General features: G+C 60.2%; 15 protein-coding genes. 9 read left to right on the top strand and 6 right to left on the bottom strand.

Translation table 11 applies throughout. The features are described 5' to 3' along the window. Positions 1-170: 170 nt before the first annotated feature. Complete coding sequence (locus CAK95_RS16500; protein ID WP_086088894.1) at positions 171-1,055, top strand: N-formylglutamate amidohydrolase; 885 nt, start codon at positions 171-173, stop codon at positions 1,053-1,055. A 238-nt stretch (positions 1,056-1,293) separates the two neighbouring features. Here the strand turns inward: CAK95_RS16500 and CAK95_RS16495 are convergent, their stop codons facing one another. Further along, on the bottom strand, positions 1,294-2,553 hold the full coding sequence (locus CAK95_RS16495; protein ID WP_157699651.1) for an MFS transporter: 1,260 nt from the start codon (positions 2,551-2,553) through the stop codon (positions 1,294-1,296). Between the two features lie 140 nt (positions 2,554-2,693). Here CAK95_RS16495 and hisN point away from each other — a divergent pair, with 140 nt between their 5' ends. The 3 genes from hisN to CAK95_RS16480 all read left to right on the top strand — a co-directional run bounded on the left by hisN (position 2,694) and on the right by CAK95_RS16480 (position 5,319). Then, positions 2,694-3,476, top strand: a complete 783-nt coding sequence (gene hisN, locus CAK95_RS16490) for a histidinol-phosphatase (RefSeq protein ID WP_086088892.1) — start codon at positions 2,694-2,696, stop codon at positions 3,474-3,476. 90 nt (positions 3,477-3,566) lie between these two features. Continuing rightward, complete coding sequence (locus CAK95_RS16485) at positions 3,567-4,514, top strand: helix-turn-helix domain-containing protein (protein WP_086088891.1); 948 nt, start codon at positions 3,567-3,569, stop codon at positions 4,512-4,514. A 79-nt stretch (positions 4,515-4,593) separates the two neighbouring features. Next, positions 4,594-5,319: an alpha/beta fold hydrolase gene (locus CAK95_RS16480; protein WP_086088890.1), complete on the top strand. Its 726-nt coding sequence runs from the start codon at positions 4,594-4,596 to the stop codon at positions 5,317-5,319. A 1-nt stretch (position 5,320) separates the two neighbouring features. Here the strand turns inward: CAK95_RS16480 and CAK95_RS16475 are convergent, their stop codons facing one another. Continuing rightward, complete coding sequence (locus CAK95_RS16475; protein WP_086091467.1) at positions 5,321-6,268, bottom strand: alpha/beta hydrolase; 948 nt, start codon at positions 6,266-6,268, stop codon at positions 5,321-5,323. Between the two features lie 335 nt (positions 6,269-6,603). Here CAK95_RS16475 and CAK95_RS16470 point away from each other — a divergent pair, with 335 nt between their 5' ends. Together CAK95_RS16470 and CAK95_RS16465 are read left to right on the top strand one after the other, a co-directional pair. Then, positions 6,604-7,065, top strand: coding sequence for an Hsp20 family protein (locus CAK95_RS16470; RefSeq protein WP_086088889.1), 462 nt, complete (start codon positions 6,604-6,606; stop codon positions 7,063-7,065). Between the two features lie 636 nt (positions 7,066-7,701). Beyond that, a complete protein-coding gene (locus tag CAK95_RS16465) occupies positions 7,702-7,983 on the top strand; it encodes a hypothetical protein (protein WP_086088888.1) in 282 nt (93 codons plus the stop codon). Positions 7,984-8,249: 266 nt separating this feature from the next. Here the strand turns inward: CAK95_RS16465 and CAK95_RS16460 are convergent, their stop codons facing one another. Then, positions 8,250-9,194, bottom strand: a complete 945-nt coding sequence (locus tag CAK95_RS16460) for a prolipoprotein diacylglyceryl transferase (RefSeq protein WP_086088887.1) — start codon at positions 9,192-9,194, stop codon at positions 8,250-8,252. 185 nt (positions 9,195-9,379) lie between these two features. Then, entirely contained in the window at positions 9,380-9,988 is a 609-nt protein-coding gene (locus CAK95_RS16455) for an NAD(P)-dependent oxidoreductase (RefSeq protein ID WP_086088886.1), read from the bottom strand. A 137-nt stretch (positions 9,989-10,125) separates the two neighbouring features. Between CAK95_RS16455 and CAK95_RS16450 the strand changes: the two genes are divergently transcribed. Beyond that, positions 10,126-10,524, top strand: coding sequence for a winged helix-turn-helix transcriptional regulator (locus tag CAK95_RS16450; RefSeq protein ID WP_086088885.1), 399 nt, complete (start codon positions 10,126-10,128; stop codon positions 10,522-10,524). Between the two features lie 3 nt (positions 10,525-10,527). On the opposite strand, the gene CAK95_RS16445 is transcribed toward CAK95_RS16450, so the two are convergent. Then, entirely contained in the window at positions 10,528-11,583 is a 1,056-nt protein-coding gene (locus CAK95_RS16445) for a threonine aldolase family protein (protein WP_086088884.1), read from the bottom strand. Positions 11,584-12,117: 534 nt separating this feature from the next. Between CAK95_RS16445 and gltB the strand changes: the two genes are divergently transcribed. Further along, entirely contained in the window at positions 12,118-16,836 is a 4,719-nt protein-coding gene (gltB, locus tag CAK95_RS16440; protein ID WP_086088883.1) for a glutamate synthase large subunit, read from the top strand. Positions 16,837-16,841: 5 nt separating this feature from the next. After that, positions 16,842-18,260: a glutamate synthase subunit beta gene (locus tag CAK95_RS16435; RefSeq protein WP_086088882.1), complete on the top strand. Its 1,419-nt coding sequence runs from the start codon at positions 16,842-16,844 to the stop codon at positions 18,258-18,260. 12 nt (positions 18,261-18,272) lie between these two features. On the opposite strand, the gene CAK95_RS16430 is transcribed toward CAK95_RS16435, so the two are convergent. Then, on the bottom strand, positions 18,273-19,766 hold the full coding sequence (locus CAK95_RS16430) for an SGNH/GDSL hydrolase family protein (RefSeq protein ID WP_483434310.1): 1,494 nt from the start codon (positions 19,764-19,766) through the stop codon (positions 18,273-18,275). Positions 19,767-19,831: the final 65 nt, after the last annotated feature.

Raw genomic sequence — 19,831 nt, 5'->3', positions numbered from 1 at the left:
ATGCCCCGGAGCCCATTAGCGCGATGGAGGGTAAATATCGGGTGAAAAGAGGACGCGGAACCGGCAAAAGCCAGTCAAAATGCCGTATTCGCCTCGGAAAAAAAGATATCCGGACACGTGTTGTGGCCGTATGTTGCTTCCACATCACGACGGATCAGAATTCTTCCCGCATGAGCGTTTCCGACGATTTCGACCCGCCCTTCGACGTCATCGAGCCAGAGCGTTGGCGCGGTCCGGTGGTGTTCAATTCACCCCATAGCGGATCGATCTATCCGCGCTCGTTTCTGCTGGAGGCCCGGCTGGATGTCGCCACGCTGCGGCGTTCCGAGGACTCCTTTGTCGATGAGCTGATCGCAGGCGTGGTGCCGCGCGGCTATCCCATGATGCGGGCCCATTTCCCGCGCTGTTATGTGGATGTGAACCGCGAGCCTTACGAGCTCGATCCGCGCATGTTCAATGGACGACTGCCGTCTTTCGCCAATACCCGCTCGATGCGCGTGGCCGGCGGGCTTGGCACCGTGGCGCGGGTGGTCGGCGATGCCCAGGAAATCTACGACCAGCGCATATCGGTCGACGACGCGCTGCGGCGGATCGAAAGCCTGTACAAGCCTTATCACCGGGCGCTGCGGAAACTGGTGACCCGCGTGCAGGGCGAATTTGGCGCGGCGCTGCTGATTGATTGCCACTCCATGCCGTCGGCAACCGGCTCGCGTGATGACCGGCCGCGGGCCGATATTGTGGTCGGGGACCGCTACGGCACGAGCTGCGTGACGCCGGTGATCGAAACGACCGAGGCCCTGCTCCGGTCACTCGGCTACAGTGTCAGCCGTAACAAGCCTTATGCCGGTGGCTTCATCACCGAGCATTACGGCAACCCGTCGGCCGGGCTGCACGCGATCCAGATCGAATTCAATCGGGCATTGTATATGGACGAGCGGCGCTACGAGCGGATTGCCTCGTTCCGGCGGCTTGCGTCGGATATCGAGACCTTGGCCGACCGGTTGGCGACGATTCCGCTGGAGGAATTGCGACCCTATCGGTCCGCTGCCGAGTAACGAAGGTTGCCTTTAAACTGGATAAGACTGGCGGCAGCCGGTCTTCTTTCGTGACGATGCGCTTCTAAAAAAAAGGGCCGCTAGCGAACTAGCGGCCCAAGTCTAGGGAGGAAACGCCCAAGGAGGGCGGCGGGAATGTGCGAAGCACATTGCCGCGCTGCAGCAATATTGCATTGCGTCGCACCAAAAGCAAGTCGAAACGACAGCGGTACTGACCTAATCTCGCGCACAAGACAATTCAGAGCTGTTTTCGCGGATCTCGCGAACGCAAATAAGCTAGTGATCCCAATAAGATACAGATCGCTTGGACGGCGAACACCGTGCGGTATGCGTCTACGGAATACCCCCCGTCCACTTGTGGAAACAGGTCGATAATTAATCCGGTGGCCGCCTGAGTGAGGAAAACACCTCCCATTGTGGCCATGTTGAACAGCGTGAGGCCGCGTCCGACCAGCTTCGGCGGGAACAGCGACTTCCCATGCGCGATCAGGACGGTGAGATAAGCGGTCATGCCGCCGAGGGCGATGAACCACAACAGCAATCCGGTCGGCGAAAACGCGCCAACAATGGCTGCCAGCGCCATAAGGCCCGCCGTCAGCAAACTCCCAGCCAGAACGGGGATCTTGTAGCTGTTGAAGAGCCGGTCGCTCGGCCCCCAGAGAAAGGAGCCGATCACCTGGGCGACCACCGCCACCAGCAGCATGTTGCCGCGCTCGGTGAGGCTATAGCCGTAAACGTGCGTGAGGTATGGACCGCCCCAGAGACCGACCACGAGCACAAAACTTGAATAGCCGGTGAGCTGAAGCAGGAAGACCGGCCAGAACGATGGCGTGCGTATTGCGTCCCGCGTGCCGGCAAAACTGTCCCGCAAGCTTTCAGCAGATCGGTCCGCTTCCGATCCATCGTCTTTCGGAACGATCAGGACGATGGCCAGCGTTGCAACCACCATGGCAGCGGCAATAATGACGAAGCTGGCCCGCCATCCCAGGACGGCAACGGCGAAGGCGAAAGGTGCGGTCGCCAGCAACGTCCCGAGTGAGCCGAGACCGATCTGAAATCCGACCAACGTCGCAAAGCGGTCCGGAGAGAATTGTCTGGCATAGAGGGCGAGTGGTGCCATCAGATAACAGGATGAGCCAAGCCCCATCAAAATGCGCGCGGCGATCAGCCAGCCAGGCGATGGCGCAGCGGCAAAGATCAGCGCACCGGCGACGGCTACGGCAGCACAGAACAACATGCAGCGCCGTGGCCCGTAACGATCCAGCGCGATACCCAGCGGGATCTGTGCACCTGCGAAGGCGAAGAAGAACGCACTGGCGAGAAAACCAATCTGCGACGCCGAGAGATCAAGCTCGCTCGCAAGATTGGGCGCAATGACTCCGACGGAATTCCGCAGGAACTGGCTGATACTGTAGATGCAGCCGAGAATACCGACGAGCACCACCACACCGCGCATCCGATGCGTGGACAGGCGCGTATGCGCAGCCTCGGTCGTCATTGGTTCCCGGCCTCCGATAAAGCAAGTCAACTGGTGACATGGCGGGCATCCTACGACAAGGATGAGTGGCGCATGGCTCAGCGCCATTGGTTGCCCGTCCTGCAAGTCTCGGCTAGGTGTGACGCAAACGGGCGGCACACATGACGACAATCGATTTCACGACATTCGTCGAGCAATTGGCTTCGGTCTCCGGCGAAACCATCTTGCCGTTTTTCCGCACTTCGCTGGGCATCGACGACAAGGGGGAGCATGGACACTTCGATCCGGTAACCGCAGCCGACCGCGCGGCCGAACAGGCGATGCGGTCTTTGATCAAGCGCAGCTTTCCTGAACACGGCATCATCGGTGAGGAATTTGGCAACGAACGCGCCGATGCCGAATATGTTTGGGTTCTCGATCCGATCGACGGCACAAAATCTTTCATTTCCGGCATGCCGGTCTGGGGCACGCTGGTTGCCCTGACGCGGTTTGGTGAGCCGGTCTTCGGCATGATGCATCAACCTTTCATGCAGGAGATGTTCTCCGGCGATGGCGGCGCCGCGCGCTATCGTGGTCCGGGCGGACGCCGCAACTTACGTGTGCGGCCTTGCGCTTCTCTTGCCGATGCGATCCTGTTCACCACCAGCCCATTGCTGATGAACGAGACCGATCGCGCGACATTCATGAGCGTCGAGAAATCCGTAAAGCTCTCGCGCTATGGCGGCGATTGTTACGCCTATTGCATGCTGGCGGCGGGGCACATCGATCTGGTGATCGAGACCGAGCTGAAGCCATACGATATCCTGCCGCTGATCCCGATCATTACCGGCGCGGGCGGCATCGTGACGTCATGGGATGGCGGACCGGCCGCGAACGGCGGACGCGTCATCGCTGCGGGCGACAAGCGCGTGCATGAAGCGGCGATGAAGCGGCTCAGCGTATAGCCGTCCATCCAGCAGAAGCCGAGGCCGCCGCGAACCATTGTCAACAGCGCGACGACGTGGCGTAATGTTCACCCACGGAGCCAGCGCGCTATGGCCGCACCGGAAGGATTCTGGTCGACGAACAATGCCAGGCCAGGCATGGCATTGAGCTACTGGATCGAAGCGATCTGCGAGGCCTTTCTGGAAATGAAGGCTGACGCCGAGTGTGAAAGCTTCTCAGCGCAGCTCACAAAATTCCAGTTCGGGCCGATCGACCTGAATTTCGTCGATACCGATCCGCAAGAGGTGTGGCGCACGCGCACGGCCATTGCACGAAGCCGGCAGAATTTTTTCTACCTGCTTTATATGCGTGAAGGCCGCATGAGCGTTTCACAATGCGGCCGCGAGGCGGTCATCACACCTGGTCATTGCCTTCTGGTGAATAGCCTTGAGCCTTACCGCTTTTCATTGCCGGTCAGGAATGATTGCCTGTCGGTACAAATCCCGCAGCAATGGCTGCGCACCTGGATGCCGCACCCGGAAGACTCGACGGTTACACCGCTGGCAACCCATTCACCCTGGGGCGCCACATTGGCGAGTGCTCTTGGCAATCTTCGGCGAGATAACCTCGACCATATTACTCTTCCATTCGGCATTGTGGCCGACCAGATCGGAGCCTTGATCGCGCTGGCGCATGGCGAAAGCATCGAGCCGCTGCCGCGACACAACGCCTCGCTGTTGCGCCGTCTTGTCCGTTCGATCGAGGAACGGAGTTGCGACCCCAACACCGATCCGGCCATGGTCGCTTCCGAACACGGCATCTCGAAACGCTATTTGCATCTGGTGCTGTCTCAAGGCGGCACGAGCTTCGGCGCAGCACTGATTGAGGCGCGTCTGAAGCGCGCGAAAACGCTGCTGGACGATGCGCGCTTTGCCCGACTCCCGATCACCGACATCGCGTGGCGTTGCGGCTTTTCGAACCCCAGCCATTTCGCCCGCCGGTTCCGGCAGCGGTTCGGCACTGCGCCCGCCGACTATCGCAAGGCATTGCACTCTTAGGCGCGGATGACTGCACGCAAAGTTGCGCCTTCTCTTTGCCGTTATGCATCATTGCCCCATAACAACGAGGGGAAACGCCATGGCTTACACATTCGTTCTCATCCACGGCTCCTGGCACGACAACCGGGCGTGGAAACCTGTCATTGACCGGCTCGAGCAAAACGGACATCGCGCATATGCGCCGACCGTCGCCGGCCATACGGCCACCGACAAAAAAGACATCTCACACGCCGAATGCGTCCAGTCGGTTGTCGATTTCATCAAGACCTCGGACCTTCATGATTTCGTGCTGGTTGGGCACTCCTTCGGCGGCACCGTTATCCAGGCCGTCGCAGAGCATGTGCCAGATCGCATCCGCCGGCTCGTTTTCTGGAATGCATTTGTTTTGCTCGACGGGCAAAGCCTCGAAGACAACATCCCGCCGCACTACCGCGAATTGTTCGCACAATTGAAGCAACCGGACGGTGGCGTGATGTTGCCCTATCCTGTATGGCGCGATGCCTTTATCGGCGATGCCGACGATGTGCTCGCTCGCGAGGCCTACAGCACGCTGTCGCCGACGCCCTCGCGCAGCCACAATGACAAGGTGCCGCTAAAAACATTCTATTCGTTGCCAATCCCGAAGAGCTATCTCAACTGTACCGAGGATATCGCCCTGCCGCCCGGGCCAGAATGGGGCTGGCATCCGCGCATGTCGTCGCGGCTGGGCCTCTATCGCCTCGTGCAGATGCCGGGCAGCCATGAGGTGATCTTTACCAACCCGCATTTGCTCGCGGATAAACTGGTCGAAGCGGGACGAGACTAGCCTATGCATAAGCTGGCGTGCCGGGCACGAAGGCATCAAAGGCCGCCAGCAATTGGCCGCGATAGCGGTCGGTTTCCATCATCATCTCGTGCCGTGCACCGCCAATGATGAGATGCGAGCCTGCCCGCAGCCGTCCGCCGAAGGCTTCGATTGCCGGCGTTGACACCGTTTCGTCGCGGCTGGCGCCGATCATCAGGATCGGCTGGCGGATGCTCTTCGTATAGGACCCGTTCTCGAAATCGCGCATCATCGAGAAAGCGGCCGCCGCCCAGGCGTTCGTCGGAGATCCCAAGCCCAGTTCCGGCTCGGCTTCCAGAATCGCGGCTGTCCGCGCGTGGCGCACCGGGTCCGATGTCAGCACATTGCCGATGAAGGGCTGTGAAGCGACCACCGTCGACGATCCGCCCGGCACATAGGATGTGCCCGCGCCGAAGACATTCAGCCATCGAACGACAGGCCGGGCGAATGGCGTGGCATTTTTGGGTCCCAGATCGATCAGCGGCGCGCACAGCACCATGCGGTCGAACCAGCGAAGGCCTCGATTGGCGATACGAATAAGGACGGATGCCCCCATCGAATGCCCGAGCGCATAGAAAGGCGGCGGGCAATCGGGCAACACAACTTCGCGCATGAAGGTTTCGAGATCGATCTCGTATTCACGAAAGCTTTTGACATGGCCTTTGCGACGATCACTGAGCATATGCTGTGACAATCCTTGCCCGCGCCAGTCGAAAGTCGCGACCGCAAAACCTCGCGCCCGCAGGTCGCGTACCGTTTCGAAATATTTCTCGATGAATTCCGCGCGGCCCTGAAAGAGACAGACCGTGCCTTTGCGTCCGGCCGGCGGTGCAAAGCGCACAAAGCGCAACTCCACCTGATCGGGCGTTTTGATGGCTCCGACGATCGCGTCATCCGGGACGGGATTGGCGGGGATTGAAATGAGCTTCATGGAAGATGACAACCGCAAATGCGGCTTGATGGCTGGCCGCGTTGGCGCATGATCCGGTAGCGCAGAATCGTCACCGAAGATCATACGCTGTATCAATACGTTAGCGCGCGATCCGACGCAAAAAAGCCCGCCCCCAGGGCTGAGGCCTCCGGCGAGGTGGTTCCCGCATCCGGCTAAAATCCGTAAGCTATTGAAATCGCAACCAATCTGCCCCCTTGACTGGAAAAAGAAGCTCCCTAGATCAAGGATGCACCGGCCATCAGGCGGCGCACAATCCAAAGGTTCTGCCCATACGGGAGGACCGTATTCGATGTTGCTTCAAAGGAGGACATACGATGCGTCACTTCGATCTTACGCCCTTTTACCGTTCCACCGTCGGCTTCGATCGCCTGTTCAATCTGCTCGATCAGGCAGGCTCGGACGCCGCTCCAGGCTATCCGCCCTACAACATTGAGCGAACCGGCGACAACGCATATCGCGTGAGCGTTGCGGTTGCGGGCTTCGGCGAGAACGATCTCCATATCGAGTTGAAGGAAAACACCCTCACCATCAAGGGCGAGAAGCAGGCCAAGTCTGAGGAGAAGGGCGGCGAGGTTCTCTATCAGGGTATCGCCGCGCGCGCGTTTGAGCGCGTATTCCAGCTTGCCGACTTCGTCCAGGTGAAGGGCGCCAAGCTTGAGAATGGTCTCCTTCACGTCGATCTCGTCCGCGAGATTCCGGAGGCGAAGAAGCCGCGCCAGATCCCGATCAACGGCAAGTCGATCGAGGCTCAGGTGGAGACCAAAGCCGCGGCCTAATCCCAGCAGCTTGAAGAAAGGGAGCGCCCCGGGACGATCCGGGGCGTTTCTATCTCGGAGTCCTCCAAAGCGGGGCCAGAAGGAAGGCCACGTTCGTCATGTGCGTTTTCGCACAGGCATGTGATTCACGGCGCGCCATCTTCCGGGTTCAAACGACAGATTGGATGTCGTTTTATAGGGAGATCCTTATCATGTTGGCCAAAGCAACCATTGTGGCCGGTGTCCTGCTGGCAGGATTGATAACCACAGCCTCCGCCCAGACATCCGGCGGGCCTGCAACGACTAATAGAAGTTACGAGCCGACAGGCAACTTCCAGGCCCTTTGGGGCAACCCGTCTGGTGCATCTACGCCAGCAACTCGTGATGCCAGCTCGCGACAATCATATGCGAAGCAGCGTGCGAAACAAACGCCGTCCCGCAAGCCCAACTGATGCGCCAGAAAACCACGTACGCGTAATCAATGCGCCCCGGGCAATCCGGGGCGTATTTGTTTTTGGATTTATCCGACGCGCGAATAGCGGGGCCATGCGCCCTCATCCCTTATCGATCTGTGCTTTTTCGCACATGCAATATCTTGGGCCCGTATTAGCTGCAGTGGAGCGGCACAGTTTGTCGCGCCAAATACGGAGATTCATCATGAAAACCTCGCTCAAAATCGCGGCCGTGGCTCTGTTTGTCGCGGGCTCTGTGACCAGCGCGTTTGCGCAAGCATATGAAGGGGGCCCGGAATCGCAGCCCGTGCACTCCTTCGCTCGTCCGGCTCAGCGCATCATCCTTACACCGCAAGCCCGCGCGTCGTATGGCGCTGCGGTCACTCCGCGCAATCCTTACGCGGTCTATGGGAACGGCAAATATATCGGTCAGGATCCTGACCCGAATGTGCGCATGCTGATGCAGAAGGACTTCGCCCATCAGTAGGGCAAAGCAGCCGACACGACATGCACGGTAACGCATGTCGATACGGAACGAAAATGACCGGTCCAGTCCAACTGGCCGGTCATTTTTCTTTCGCACCAGAGCATGATGCCGAAAAGTGCAAAGCGGTTTTCGGACGACATCATGCTCTCACTTATGAGAATCGATCACGTTTATGATTTTGGATCGCTTCGATCCAAAATCATGGTGATCTAGCCAGGCCAAAAAAAACGCCCCCGTGCCGGGGGCGCAAGTTCACGCCGGTTCAATCAATACCGGATCGCCTCGCCGGGCTTGTCTTCCGGCTTTTCCTCTGTCTTCGGTTTGCTCATGTCGATGACGCGGATGTCCGTTTTCGGTTCTTCCGTCTTCGTTACTTCAGGCTTGGCGGCGTCTGGGTTCGCCGCCTTGGCATTTGAGGCTTCCTTGGCGTCAGGCTTGGCACTGTCTGGTTTAGCAGCGTTCTTGTCGGTTGTGTTGTGGTCCGACGTCTGCGGTTTATCAGCGGCCGCATCCGTGCTGCCGATTGTCTTGGGCCTCTCTATTCTGGGCTCATCGGGCTTGGCATTTGCAACAGCCGGACGCGGACGTGGCACTGGAGCAGCGCCTTTATTGTCCTTGTTGACCGCCGCTTTGCTATTCGCAGGTTTGGCAGGATCGGCCTTACGATCCGTCGGCCCGACCGATGTGACACGACGCGGCACGCTGCCCGTCGTCGCTTCCCGCGGCGCCGGCGATGCACCACGCGGAGCCGCTGGCGGCATCAATGAACCCTGCAGACGGTCATCATCGAAATATTCGTCATCATCGTCAGCCGGCGGACGGCCAGGAATCGCAGCGGGCGGCGGCGGGGCGCCGTAACGCTGGTCATAGCGTGGCTCGTAAGGCGCGCCGCGTGGATATTCAGGAGGCGGCGGCGGCGCACCGTAACGCGGCTCGTAAACGTAATCGCGCATGCGCGGCCGCACGGCGATAACCTGCCCGTCATGCGCATCAAGAACGACACGGACTTCGCGTCCATTGCGATCGATCGCATTGATGACATAGCGCCCATTGCGCCAGATCGGGCGATCCAGCGGCCGCATTCCCATCGACGCAACGATGGTCGACACTTCATAAGGCGGCAGCAGATCGGCAGCGATATGCTGCGCCTGGGCCGGCGCAGCGCCCGCCAATGTTGCCGCAAATATCGCAAAGATGAATGGTTGTTTCACGTCGCCCCTCCCAACGAGGCAGGTTCACACCGATACCGGATGGCATCGCGAATGTCGTGAAATGCTGCTGGGCGATTGGGGCGCAGCTACGGCGGAAATTCAGCGGCTTTGCACCAGAGCGATGATATTTTGTTTCGATGTTTGCGGCCACGTCACAACGTGGCCGCATCTCATGCAACACTCGCTCAATAAGCGACGGTAAAACGCTGACGCGAATGCTTGTGCTGTTCGAGTTCATCGGCCATTGCGACGGCAAAGTCCTCGAACGAGATCGTGCTGTTACCTTTGTCGTCGACCAGCAATTGATCGCCGCCGATACGGAACTTACCGGTGCGCTGTCCGAAATCGATCAGCGCGGCCGGTGATACAAAGGTCCAATCGAGATCTTTTTCTTCGCGAAGCCGTTTCAGGAATTCGCCGCCCTTCAGGGCCTCGTTTTTGTACGCCGCAGGGAAGTTGGGCGTATCCACGAGTTGCACACCCGGCGCAACTTCTAGGCTGCCGGCACCGCCCATAACCGCGTAGCGTTTCACACCGGCCTTGCGCACCGCTTCGATCAAAGTTTCAGGGTCGCTTGCCATGAAATGAACGGCGCTGACGACGGCATCGTGGCCTTTCAGCAGGTCCGAGAAGCCGGCGTCGTAGAGATCGCCTTGTTTGGCGGTGACGTTGGGGAGCTTGGCGATTTTCTCCGGATGACGCGCGATGGCCGTCACATCATGCCCGCGGCGTGACAATTCCTCGACAATCCGCGAACCGCCCCGGCCGGACGCTCCGATAACAGCGATCTTCATAATGGTCTCCTCTTTGGGTCGTAAGTTACCAACAGAGACTAGATAGCGACATGGCTTGCAGGTATAAAGAACGCACCTATCTGTTAGCAGGTTACCCGGCACTCACCGCCGCCTCGGTAGAAGGACACTTCCACGTTATGGCCATCAGGAACGGAGCAGTCGCCACCAGTCCTCTCCAACCCAATGTTTACGATGCCAATTGCCCGACCCGGCTGATCCTCGACCGGATCGCCGACAAATGGACCGTGCTGGTTCTTGGCTTCCTTGAGCAGGAGCCGGTTCGCTTCAATGAATTGCGCCGCAAGATTAATGGCATTTCGCAGAAGATGCTGGCGCAGACGCTGCGGCAGCTCGAACGTGATGGCCTTGTGACACGCACCGCCATCGCCACCGTCCCGGTGACGGTGGAGTATGCGATCACGCCGCTCGGGCTGACGCTCAGCGATACAGTCAAAGCGCTGACAGAGTGGGCCGAACAGCACATCGCCGATGTGGAGCGCGCGCAGCAGCGTTACGACAAGGCCAAAGCGAGTTGACGATCAGCCCCGCTGGACGAGGCCGATAAACTTCTCAATTTCGGAATCCTGCGTCGCGAATGACGTGACGAGACGCACCAGCACATGATCGGGCTCGATCGCAACATCGTCGCCGGCCATCGCATTGCTGCGGACATAATAAGCTGCGCCAGCGGCTTTCAGCTTTGCGTCCAGCACTGTCGGCAATAGCGCAAAGACGATATTAGCCTCGACCGGCCAGACGATCTTGGCGTCGACAGCGCGCAAACCCTCCGTCAATGCATCTGCTTTCGCATTGGCGTGGCGCGCAAGGGTCAGCCAGTAATCGTCTTTCAGATAAGCCTCAAATTGCGCGGCAATAAAGCGATGCTTCGAGAGAAGATGCCCGGCCCGCTTGCGGCGTTCCGCCATTCCAGCAGCGCGCGCCGGATCGAAGAACACCACCGCCTCCGCTGCCATTGCCCCGCCTTTCGTGGCACCGAATGACAGCACGTCCACGCCGGCTTTCCATGTCGCTTCAGCAGGCGTCACATTCATGCGCGCGAGCGCATTGCCGAGGCGCGCACCATCCATATGCACCGGAAGACCCTGCACATGCGCGACCTTCGCCAAGGCCGCGATTTCATCGACGCGATAGATCGTGCCAGCTTCCGTCGCTTGAGTGATCGACAGCGAGGCAGCATTGACCTGATGCGGAACGTGACCGGAATAGCGCGCGACCGCATTTTTCACGGTGTCCGGCGTCAGCTTGCCGTTCTCGCCGCGCAGTCCGATCAGCTTGAGCCCGGCGCCGAAGAATTCCGGCGCCCCGCATTCATCGGTCATGATATGCGCATTCTCGTGGCAGAGAACCGCGCCCCAGGGTGGTGTCAGATGGGCGAGAGATAGCGCATTGGCGGCCGTTCCGGTCGGCACCAGGAATACAGCGACCTCGTGATCGAAGAATTCCCCGATCCGCCGCTCGACGTCCCGTGTCAGTGCGTCGTTGCCGTAGCCGATCGCGAAGCCCACATTCGCCTGTGACAGCGCAGCCATGAGTTCGGGGGCCATGCCCGCCGTATTGTCGCTCGCAAAATTCACGGCTGTTCCTATGCCCCGACCAGACGGCAGCGATAGCAGAACTGCCAACCGCCTGGATCACCAATAGCCAAATTGGCCCAATTTTATAGCGGTTGGATGCAAATTCTGCCCATCTCAGGCGTTATAAAATTGAAATCAAGCCGGGCTGAAGAATTCGCTTGTTTGCGCGACCAGTCGCGGAAAGAATAAATGTTGGAAGAATGCCAAGGACCGGCCCCCCGGCCTCTTGTCGGCGGCCTGAAATTTTGGCAAGTTCATGATAGGACAGCAATGCTGTCCTGTTTGTAAAGTCGAGGCGACGGGTCAGTCGAGCCACTCCGTCGGCCAGGGGCGTGCGGTGCGGCTCGGCATCGAAGCCCCGACTTTAAAGCAGCCCTGAGGGCGTGCCGCTGAGGCCGCCGGACGCGGCTGCCGCTCCGAGCACAACTGTCCCGCCCGACGCAGGCGCCGGAACTCGGCGGCGGCGAAGGCAGCGGGTACGCCGAAAGACTGGGGTTTGGACTGCAAGAAACCAATCGCGAGGAAGATGTCGAAATGAGCCGCACGAAGGACCGGATGAACGAGCAGAAGCGGATTGCGCTGCGCGCCTCCGATTTTGCCGATTCCGCCGACCCCGGCGTCCCGGCCGCGACGGGTCTGTATAATCCGGCGCTCGATAAGGATTCCTGCGGTGTCGGTTTCATCGCCAACATCAAGGGCCGCAAGTCGCATCAGATCGTCGAAGATGCTCTGACAATCCTGGTCAATCTCGAGCATCGCGGCGCGGTCGGTGCCGACCCACGCGCCGGTGACGGCGCCGGCATCCTGACCCAGATCCCGCATGCCTTCTTCGCCAAGAAGACGAAAGAACTCGGCTTCAGCCTACCCGAGCCCGGCCAATATGCTGTCGGCTTTCTGTTTCTGCCGCGCGACAAGGAGTGGCGCGACGTCATTCGTGAGACCTATGCCGAAGTCGCTGTCCAGGAAGGCATGACGATTCTCGGCTGGCGCGAGGTGCCGACCGATAATTCGACACTCGGTGAATCGGTCAAACCGACCGAACCGGTGCATATGCAGGTGTTCGTCGAGCGTCCGGCCAAGATCAAGACCGAGGAAGAATTCGAACGCCGCCTGTACATCATGCGCAAGGCGATCTCGAACGCGATCTACCAGCGCCGCGAGCGTCGGCTCTCGGGTTACTATCCGGTATCGCTGTCGTGCCGCACGATCATTTACAAGGGCATGTTCCTCGCCGATCAGCTCGGCACCTATTATCCCGACCTGCACGATCCGGACTTCATCAGCGCGCTGGCTCTCGTGCATCAGCGCTTCTCGACCAACACTTTCCCGACCTGGTCGCTGTCGCATCCTTACCGGATGATCGCGCATAACGGCGAAATCAACACGCTGCGCGGCAACGTCAACTGGATGGCCGCTCGTCAGGCGTCGGTATCCTCGCCGCTGTTTGGCGACGACATCAACAAGCTGTGGCCGATCTCCTACGAAGGCCAGAGCGACACCGCCTGTTTCGACAACGCGCTCGAATTCCTGGTGATGGGCGGCTACCCGCTGTCGCACGCCATGATGATGATGATTCCGGAAGCCTGGGCGGGCAATCCGCTCATGGATGAGGAACGTCGCGCCTTCTACGAGTATAACGCTGCACTGATGGAGCCGTGGGACGGCCCGGCCGCGATCGTTTTCACCAACGGCCATCAGATTGGCGCGACTCTCGATCGCAATGGCCTGCGTCCGGCGCGTTACTGCCTGACGAAGGACGACCGCATCATGATGGCGTCCGAAATGGGCGTGCTGGCGATTCCGGAAAAGGACATCGTCAAGAAATGGCGTCTGCAGCCGGGCAAGATGCTGCTGGTCGATCTCGACGAAGGCCGCCTCATTCCCGACGAGGAATTGAAAGCCGAGATCGCCAAGTCGCATCCCTATAAGGACTGGCTGCATCATACGCAGATCGTGCTCGAAGAACTGCCGGAAACCGGCAGCAAGGCCGCGATCTCCAACATGCCGCTGCTCGATCGCCAGCAGGCCTTCGGCTACACCCAGGAAGATATCAAAATCCTGATGGCGCCGATGGGCACCATCGGTGAGGAAGCCACCGGCTCGATGGGCAATGACACGCCGATCTCGGCATTGTCGGACAAGTCCAAGCTGCTCTACACCTATTTCAAGCAGAATTTTGCGCAGGTCACGAACCCGCCGATCGACCCGATCCGCGAAGAGATCGTGATGAGCCTCGTCTCGATCATCGGTCCGCGGCCGAACCTGTTCGACATCGAAGGCACATCGACGACCAAACGCCTCGAAGTCCGTCAACCGATCCTGACCGATGCCGATCTGGAAAAGATCCGCTCAATCGGCGAAATCGAGGACAATCATTTCAAATCCTGCACGCTCGACACCACCTTTGCGGCAGAACAAGGCGTGGCCGGCCTCGAGCCGGCGCTGAAGCAATTGAAAGCTGACGCGGAAGTTGCGGTGCGCGACGGCTTCAACATCATCATCCTGTCCGATCGCAAGGTCAGCGCGGATCGCGTGCCGATCCCGGCTTTGCTCGCCTGCGCGGCGGTGCATCATCACCTGATTCGTGAAGGTCTGCGCACCTCGGTTGGTCTTGTCGTCGAATCCGGCGAGCCGCGCGAAGTGCATCACTTCGCCTGCCTTGCCGGTTACGGCGCCGAAGCGATCAATCCCTATCTCGCGTTCGAAACACTGATCGCAATGAAGGGAGCGCTACCGGAGAAGCTGGACGACAAGGAAACGATCAAGCGTTTCATCAAGTCGGTCGGCAAAGGCCTGATGAAGGTGATGTCCAAGATGGGCATCTCGACCTATCAGTCCTATTGTGGCGCGCAGATTTTCGACGCGATCGGTCTCCGGTCGGATTTCGTCGCGAAATACTTCACCGGCACGCACACGCGCATCGAAGGTGTTGGCCTCGCTGAAATCGCGGAAGAGACCGTGCGGCGCCATCGCGACGCCTTCGGCGATGCACCGGTGTATCGCACGGCACTGGATGTCGGCGGCGAATATGCCTTCCGCATGCGCGGCGAAGATCATGTGTGGACGGCTCAGACGGTCGCCAATCTGCAGCATGCGGTGCGTGGCAACTCCTATGAGCAATACCGCGCTTTCGCACGCACGCTGAACGAACAATCCGAAAAGCTGCTGACGATCCGCGGCCTGTTCCGCATCAAGAGCGCGGAAGAAGATGGCCGGAAAGCCGTGCCGATCGACGAAGTCGAGCCGGCGAAGGATATCGTCAAGCGCTTTGCCACCGGCGCGATGTCGTTCGGCTCGATCTCCCGCGAGGCGCATACGACGCTCGCGGTCGCCATGAACCGGATCGGCGGCAAGTCGAATACCGGCGAGGGCGGTGAAGAGGCCGATCGTTTCAAGCCGATGCCGAATGGCGATTCCATGCGCTCGGCGATCAAGCAGGTCGCCTCGGGCCGCTTTGGCGTCACCACTGAATATCTCGTCAATTCCGACGTGATGCAGATCAAGATGGCGCAAGGCGCAAAGCCCGGCGAAGGCGGACAGTTGCCCGGCCACAAGGTCGACAAGGTGATCGCCAAGGTCCGCCATTCGACGCCGGGCGTCGGCCTGATCTCGCCGCCACCGCATCACGACATCTATTCGATCGAAGATCTGGCGCAGCTCATCTACGACCTGAAGAACGTCAATCCTTCGGGTGATGTGTCGGTCAAGCTCGTCTCCGAAGTCGGTGTCGGCACTGTCGCGGCGGGCGTATCGAAGGCGCGATCGGACCATGTGACGATCGCCGGCTATGAAGGCGGCACCGGCGCAAGCCCCCTCACCTCGATCAAGCATGCTGGCAGCCCATGGGAAATCGGCCTTGCCGAAACCCACCAGACACTGGTCGGCAATCGTCTGCGCGGCCGCATCACCGTGCAGGTCGACGGCGGTATCCGCACCGGACGCGACGTGATCATTGGTGCCCTGCTTGGTGCGGACGAGATGGGCTTTGCGACCGCGCCGCTGATCGCGGCCGGCTGCATCATGATGCGCAAGTGTCATCTCAACACCTGCCCGGTCGGCGTTGCGACGCAGGACCCGGTCCTGCGCAAGCGCTTCACCGGCCAGCCGGAACACGTCATTAACTATTTCTTCTTCGTCGCTGAGGAGGTGCGCGAGCTGATGGCCGAGATGGGCTATCGTACGTTCGACGAAATGATCGGCCAGATGCAGATGCTCGATCAGCGCGCCGTCATCGAACACTGGAAAGCGCGCGGTCTCGACTTCTCCAAGCTGTTTACGAAGCCGGTCGCGCCGCAGGGCGTTGCGATCTACAATTCCGAACGGCAGAACCACAAGCTCGAGAACGTGCTCGATCGCAGGTTGATTGCGCAGGCCGCCCCTGCACTCGATCGTGGTGCGCCCGTGCGGATTTCCGACGAGATCCAGAATATCGACCGCAGCGCCGGCGCGATGCTGTCGGGCGAAGTCGCCAAGCGTTACGGCCATGAAGGCCTGCCGGACGACACGATCCATGTGTCGCTGAAGGGCACATCCGGTCAGAGCTTCGGCGCGTGGTTGGCCAAGGGCGTCACCTTCGAACTCGAAGGCGAAGGCAACGACTATGTCGGCAAGGGATTGTCCGGCGGCCGCATCATCGTGAAGCCGGCCGCCGATTCCGGTATCGTGCCGGAAGAGTCGATCATCGTCGGCAACACCGTGATGTATGGCGCAATCTCGGGGGAATGCTATTTCCGCGGCATTGCCGGCGAGCGGTTCGCCGTTCGCAACTCCGGTGCTGTTGCCGTTGTCGAAGGCACCGGCGATCATGGCTGCGAATACATGACCGGCGGCATCGTCATTGTTCTTGGTCAGACCGGGCGCAACTTCGCGGCCGGCATGTCGGGCGGCATCGCCTATGTGCTGGATGAAAGCGGCGGCTTTGACAAGCTCTGCAACATGTCGATGGTTGATCTCGAACCCGTTCTCGCCGAGGAAGAGGCTAACGAGCGCTTCTATCATAGCCGCAATGACCTCGAGACGGCGGGACGCGTCGAAATCCTGACCGACATGACGCGCTTCGATGCCGAACGTCTGCGCTATTATATCGGCCAGCATGCCCGCCATACCGGATCGGTGCGCGCACAGCAGATCCTGGCCGACTGGAAAAATTATTGCGGTAAATTCCGGAAAGTCATGCCGGTCGAATATCGCCGCGCTTTAAAGGAAATGGCGGCGATGCAGCAACAGCAGCCCAAACTCGCGGTCGGTGCCTGAGAGTCATGGGTAAGATCACCGGCTTCCTCGAAATCGACCGCGAAGATCGCGATTACGCTCCCGTTGAAGAGCGGGTGAAGAACTATCGCGAGTTCGTCCTGCCGCTGTCCGAGAAGGACACGCGCGATCAGGCCGCGCGCTGCATGGATTGCGGCATCCCGTATTGTCACAACGGCTGCCCGGTCAATAACCAGATTCCGGACTGGAACGATCTGGTTTATCGCGGCAACTGGGAGGAAGCGGCCCGCAACCTCCTCTCGACCAACAACTTCCCGGAAGTCACCGGCCGCGTCTGCCCGGCGCCGTGCGAGGCATCCTGCACGCTCAACATCGAAGATACGCCGGTCAGTATCAAGACGATCGAGTGCGCGATTGCCGATCGTGCGATTGAGAGCGGCTGGATCAAGCCCGAACCTGCATCGATCAAAACCGGCAAGAAAGTCGCGGTTGTCGGCTCCGGTCCGGCCGGCATGGCCTGCGCACAGCAGCTTGCGCGTGCTGGTCACGACGTGCATGTTTTTGAAAAGCACGCCAAAGCTGGAGGCCTTCTCCGCTACGGCATTCCCGATTTCAAGATGGAAAAGGGAATCGTCGATCTGCGTGTGGAGCAGATGCAAGGCGAAGGCGTCACCTTCCATTATGGTGCGCATGTCGGCGTCAATGTGCCGGCGGAGAAACTGCTGGGCGAGTATGATGCCGTGGCGCTGACTGGCGGTTCGGAATTTCCGCGCGATCTGCCGATCCCCGGCCGGGACCTCGACGGCATCCACTTCGCGATGGACTTCCTGCCGCAGCAGAACCGTCGCGTCTCCGGCGAACCGCTGACCGGCGTGAAAGACATTCTTGCAACCGGCAAACATGTCGTCGTGATCGGCGGCGGCGATACCGGCTCGGACTGCATCGGCACATCGATCCGCCAAGGCGCGCTGTCGGTGACCAATTTCGAAATCATGCCAATGCCACCGAAGCGCGAGAACAAGGCGCTGACCTGGCCGGATTGGCCCTACAAGTTGCGTACATCATCGAGTCACGAGGAAGGTGCCGAGCGTGAATTCTCGGTGCTGACCCAAAAATTCGAAGGCGAGAATGGCAAGGTGAAGGCTATTCATTGCGTTCGCGCTGACGACAAGATCAAGCCAATCCCCGGCAGCGAGTTTACGATCAAGGCTGATCTCGTGTTGCTGGCGATGGGCTTCGTCCATCCAGTGCAGGACGGCATGCTGAAGTCGCTTGGCGTTGCCCTCGATCAGCGCGGCAATGCCCGTGCCAATACCGACGATTACAAGACCTCGCTGCCGAAGGTGTTTGCTGCCGGCGATATGCGGCGTGGCCAGTCGCTTGTGGTCTGGGCGATCCGCGAAGGACGCCAATGCGCCCATGCGATCGACAAGTTCCTGATGGGAATGACCAACCTGCCGCGTTAAGCGCGGCAGGACTTACCGCCCGAACAATCCGAAGAAGAAACGCGGCCCGGAATCCGGTATGATCCGGCGCCAGAAGGTCGGCGCTTGCTGCGCCTGCGGGCGTGCCTGTCCTTGCAGCACCGGTTGCCCGGCAACGCGCGCGCCGGGAGCCGGCGCGCCGCGCTTGGCGAGAGCCGCCTGTTGTGTTGGGGTTGGCTGGTTTGCACGCACGATCGCCAGCGGTGGACCGGTCGGCGGCAATGGCTCGCTCACTGCAAGAACAAGCATGCGCGGAGGCCAGGAGAAATCGTCGGCGCGACCTGCTTCGGCACGTATCGGCTCGCCCTTGACCAGCATGCGGCTCGCCTGCGGATCCAGTGCATCATTCTTGCCGGTATCGCCGCCAAGAAGATCATCCGGTTCCCGCAATGGCGTATCCAGCAGAATCACCGGCCCGGCGAGCGGACGCGCGGCCGGACCTGTAGGCTTTGCCGGCGCTGCAACGGCCTGGGCAGGCTCGGACGGCGTGGTCAGCGCCGCCGGGATTGGCTCACGCAGCACACGGCGCAGATCGCGCTCGACATAATGCGCAAGCTTGCGCGCACCAAAGCGCGTGAAGTGAACTCCGTCGGACGTCCGCAACTGACGGATCTGGCCTTCAACGTCGGGACCGCGCTGCATGAAGTTGTTGCGCTCGTCGACAAAGCCATCCCACACATTCACGTAGATGACTCCGGCTTTCTCGACATGAGGCCGCACGATCTCATTGAGATATTGCAGGTCTGAGGTCGACTTCGTTCCGCGCACGGCGGGGACACCAACCCACAGCACCGGCACATTCGCTGTCTTCAGCACCGAGATCATCTCGTCGACACGGGCGCCGTAGAGTTCTTCCCATTTTTCAGAGCGAAATTCGGCGGGTCCGCTCACCTTGACACGCTGCTGCTCGTTTGCGGCAGTTGCAGGCGTCTCGTCATCGGTGGGCTCGGCCGACTTTGGTTGCGCGGCGCCATGCTGCGCGCCCTGCTGACTGGCTGCTGGCTGCTGTTGGGTCTGTCCGGCTGCGGCAGGCGTGCCCGGCTTCTGTGACGCCGCCGGTTTCGCCGGCGCGGGCTGCACCTTCTCACGGATCGCCTGGCGGTCCTGCAGACCGACCAGCATGATGATCGCTTGCGGCTTTTCCTGTGCGATCAGATCACGGGCGACCTTCGGCCACTCGGCATCGCTGCGCTGCTCGTAGCGGATAAGACCAGAGAACGCACGATGCTTGCGCACGATGCCGATCTCCGGCGTCTCTGCAAGTTGCTCCTCGAGACCATAGGCTAGCCAGTCGGCCATCGAGTCGCCGAGGACAAGGATTCGGATCGTCGGCGCAACTTCGGGCTGTTTCGCAGCTGGCGCCCGGCTGAAATCCTCCTGCACCGGTGGACGAACAGGGCGATGCGGCTGCGGGCTGAAGAAGCGATCATCGAACGGAAAAAACTGAGCGCTGGCCGGCAGAACATAAATACCCGCACCAACAATCATAGCCACCGCACAGACGGTCTTGGCCCCAAAGAGCCTGCGGCGCCGCCGACAATGTTGGCTGTTCG

Origin of the sequence: Pseudorhodoplanes sinuspersici (assembly GCF_002119765.1) — a bacterium.
GTDB classification, from domain to species: Bacteria; Pseudomonadota; Alphaproteobacteria; order Rhizobiales; family Xanthobacteraceae; genus Pseudorhodoplanes; species Pseudorhodoplanes sinuspersici.
This window is presented reverse-complemented; position numbering and strand designations above follow the sequence as displayed.